At 47.2% G+C, this 3,067-nt stretch carries 4 protein-coding genes and 1 pseudogene; 2 read left to right on the top strand and 3 right to left on the bottom strand.

Features of this window, described 5'->3' with window-relative positions; translation table 11 throughout:
• Window positions 1–254 (top strand): annotated as a pseudogene (locus tag AB7U21_RS11570) (COG1361 S-layer family protein); the annotation flags it as partial.
• A 37-nt stretch (window positions 255–291) separates the two neighbouring features.
• Window positions 292–1,104, top strand: coding sequence for a TrmB family transcriptional regulator (locus AB7U21_RS11565; RefSeq protein WP_428389211.1), 813 nt, complete (start codon window positions 292–294; stop codon window positions 1,102–1,104).
• Between the two features lie 5 nt (window positions 1,105–1,109).
• Here AB7U21_RS11565 and AB7U21_RS11560 read toward each other — a convergent pair whose 3' ends face one another.
• The 3 genes from AB7U21_RS11560 to pdxS all read right to left on the bottom strand — a co-directional run.
• A complete protein-coding gene (locus AB7U21_RS11560; RefSeq protein WP_298685079.1) occupies window positions 1,110–1,517 on the bottom strand; it encodes a pyridoxamine 5'-phosphate oxidase family protein in 408 nt (135 codons plus the stop codon).
• A gap of 64 nt (window positions 1,518–1,581) precedes the next feature.
• The gene (gene pdxT, locus AB7U21_RS11555; RefSeq protein ID WP_428389208.1) at window positions 1,582–2,187 is read right to left on the bottom strand and encodes a pyridoxal 5'-phosphate synthase glutaminase subunit PdxT; all 606 of its coding nucleotides are present in this window, start codon (window positions 2,185–2,187) and stop codon (window positions 1,582–1,584) included.
• Between the two features lie 30 nt (window positions 2,188–2,217).
• Window positions 2,218–3,067: pyridoxal 5'-phosphate synthase lyase subunit PdxS (pdxS, locus tag AB7U21_RS11550; protein WP_428389206.1), on the bottom strand; the 850-nt coding region annotated here is incomplete at its 5' end.

The raw sequence follows: 3,067 nt of genomic DNA, 5'->3' as shown, positions 1-3,067 counted from the left end.
AGCTGAAGGTCGATGAAATGGCGGTTGCCAAAGCTTATTCCATCAACAGTGAGATCAAGTACGAGGATGAGGATGGGCACAGCCAGATATCGGATACCATAAAGATAAGGACTGAAACACTGCCTGCTCGTTCCTTTGGTGAATCCCTGTCAAATTACACCGGGTTTTTCATAATAATTGCCATAGCAGCCATTGCAGTCGGCGGATTCTTCATCTACAGGAAACAGAAAGAAGGAAAGATGGGTAAAGAATGAACCTCTCTTTCCTGATATTTATTACAGGTATCGTTTCATGCATTCACTCATAGATTCACTTAGGAACATAGGGCTTACTGAATACGAAGCAAAGGTCTTTGTGGCACTTACCAGACATGGCAGCGGCACAGCCACTGATATTCACATGTTCTCAGGTATACCAAGGCCTGCTGTATATGGCGTGTTAAAAAAGCTCGCTGAACGCGGGATCATCGAAGTGCAGCATACAAAGCCCATGCGATACAAATGTATGTCTCCCGAAGAGGCCATCGAGAAGATCAAAAAGGACTTCGAACAGGAAACCGAAGTAGTTCTCGAAAAACTTGAAGATATATACTCAAGTGAGGAAAATGTCCTTCAGGAAGAAGTTGTCTGGACTATAAATGGACTGAAAAATGTAACTGACAGGATAATCCAGGTTATTTGTAGTGCAAGGTCCGAAATTATAGTAGAAACGCCTCATCCGGCTTTCCGGGACCTTGAGAATGTGTACCCGGTGATAGAAAAACATCACAAGGAACTTGTCGAGGTATTCAATCGCAAGATCGGTGAAGGTGTCAAAGTACGTATGATCATTTATTCAATGGATGAACTAAGGGATATAGCAGCGCTCATCCCGGATGCAGAACTTAGGTTGTATACCATCAAAGACGAACAATTCAGGAAGGGAGGAGCTATTCTGGTAGATAGTTCTGAGATATTGATAGACCTAAAGAAAGAAGTTGGTTCACGAGAGGATCTCACAGCTATCTGGTCCAACGGAAAAGAATTTGTTTCCATCATGAAGCACTTACTTGAATCCGAATGGGCAGTCTCTGAGGATCCCTTATTTGAAACAAAAAAGGAATGACCGGATCAGAGCAGTTTTTTACCTGCATCCGGCCCGGATACGCACTCGTACACTTCGGAGATCTTCATGACCACAAGGCTTCTGGCAGGGAACCTGTCGCCCATGGACTTGACCATCCTGTACATTTTTTCGTAATCCTCGCCACTTGTTTTGATCTCGATGGGCCCTTTTATCTGGAAACAGCCCTGGGTCTCAGGTCCCCACACATACAATGCTACTCTGGGGTTCTCCTTGAGATTATCAAGGGTTTTCAGGAAAAAGTTGTCTGCTATCCAGACAGTTTCATCGTCATCCTGCAATTTACAGAAACCGATGGGTATGACGTTCGGAACGCCATCCTTTGAAGCTGTTGCCAGCGGGAATATCCTCATTTTGGAAAATGCATTTTTCATCTCTGAATTGAGCTTTACCATAGTATCACCTCTTTGACATCAGGATTATCATATAACAAAGTATAAAAAATGAATCTTCTGCTAATTACATGCCATTGATAAATACCCTGTCAAGGAAATACTGATGCACGCGGCTGTCTGAGGTAAGCTCCGGGTGGAATGCCAAAGCTAACAGGTTCCCCTGTTCTGCAGCCACTATCATGTTATCAACGGTTGCGAGCACCTTCACATCCTTCCCGGCACGTGTGATAGCAGGGGCTCTTATGAACACGGCATTATAGGGGCCGTCAAGGAAAGCCAGGTCAAGCTCGGTCTCAAAGGATTCACGCTGTCTTCCGAATGCGTTCCTGTTGACCTGTGTATCCATCAGCCCAAGCAGATGCTGATGGGTCTTCCTTACCTGCTCATCGCCTTCCTTTGCAAGCAGGATAAGACCTGCACAAGTACCCATGATAGGCATACCTGCTGTATGCATTGCCCTTATTTCATCGGCAATACCTTCTCTTAGCAATAGTCTGCCAAGCGTGGTACTTTCTCCGCCGGGCAGTACAAGAGCATCACATGTGGGCACCAGGCCTTTGTGCTTTATGGTGATGATCTGTGCATCTTCCCCTCTTTGAGAGATGGCACGCTCCAGAGCCTCAACATGCTCTGAAACATTGCCTTGTATCGCTATAACACCTATACGCAATGCCTACACCTTGAAAAAAGAAGAGAGGACTTACCATCCTCTGGTCTGCAAGGCCTGCTCAGGAGGGATGGTATCCGTGCTGATGCCTTTCATGCCTGCGCCGATACCCTTGGATATCTCTGCAAGCACCTCAGGATTGTCATAATTGTTTACTGCTTCCACGATGGCCGATGCCATAAGCTCAGGCTTTTCAGCCTTGAAGATACCGGAACCCACGAACACACCATCTGCACCCAGCCGCATCATAAGGGCTGCATCTGCCGGTGTTGCCACGCCGCCTGCTGCAAAGTTAACCACAGGTAACCTCTGCAGCTGTGCAGTTTCGATGACAAGCTCAATAGGAGCCTCGATCTCTCGGGCTGTGAACATCAGTTCTTCTTTAGTCTTGCCTGCGAGAGCCCTTATTTCGCCGGTGATCTGTTTCATGTGACGCACAGCTTCCCTTACATCCCCGGTACCGGCTTCGCCTTTGGTGCGTATCATTGCAGCACCTTCATTGATCCTGCGCAGCGCTTCTCCCAGGTTTCGGGCTCCGCACACGAAAGGAACGGTGAACTGTGTCTTATCTATATGGAATTTTTCATCAGCAGGGGTAAGCACCTCTGACTCATCCACCATATCAACACCAAGAGCCTGCAGGATCTCAGCTTCCACAAAGTGCCCTATACGTGCCTTTGCCATAACGGGAATAGTGACACATTCGATGATCTCCGTTATTATCTGGGGGTCTGCCATTCTTGCAACACCCCCGGCCTTTCTTATATCAGCAGGTACCGCCTGAAGTGCCATGACAGCAACCGCCCCGGCATCCTCTGCTATCTTTGCCTGTTCGGGATTTGTCACATCCATGATGACACCTCCTTTCTGCATGCTGGCAAAA

This window comes from Methanomethylovorans sp., assembly GCF_050177135.1.
Lineage (GTDB): Archaea > Halobacteriota > Methanosarcinia > Methanosarcinales > Methanosarcinaceae > Methanomethylovorans.
The sequence above is the reverse complement of the archived record's forward strand: the minus strand, read 5'-3'. Positions and strand labels throughout refer to the sequence as shown.

Bases quoted from the DNA above. Each gene is read 5' to 3' on its own strand.
- AB7U21_RS11565 (WP_428389211.1), top strand. From the start codon at position 292: ATGCATTCACTCATAGATTCACTTAGGAACATAGGGCTTACTGAATAC.
- AB7U21_RS11560 (WP_298685079.1), bottom strand. From the start codon at position 1,517: ATGGTAAAGCTCAATTCAGAGATGAAAAATGCATTTTCCAAAATGAGG.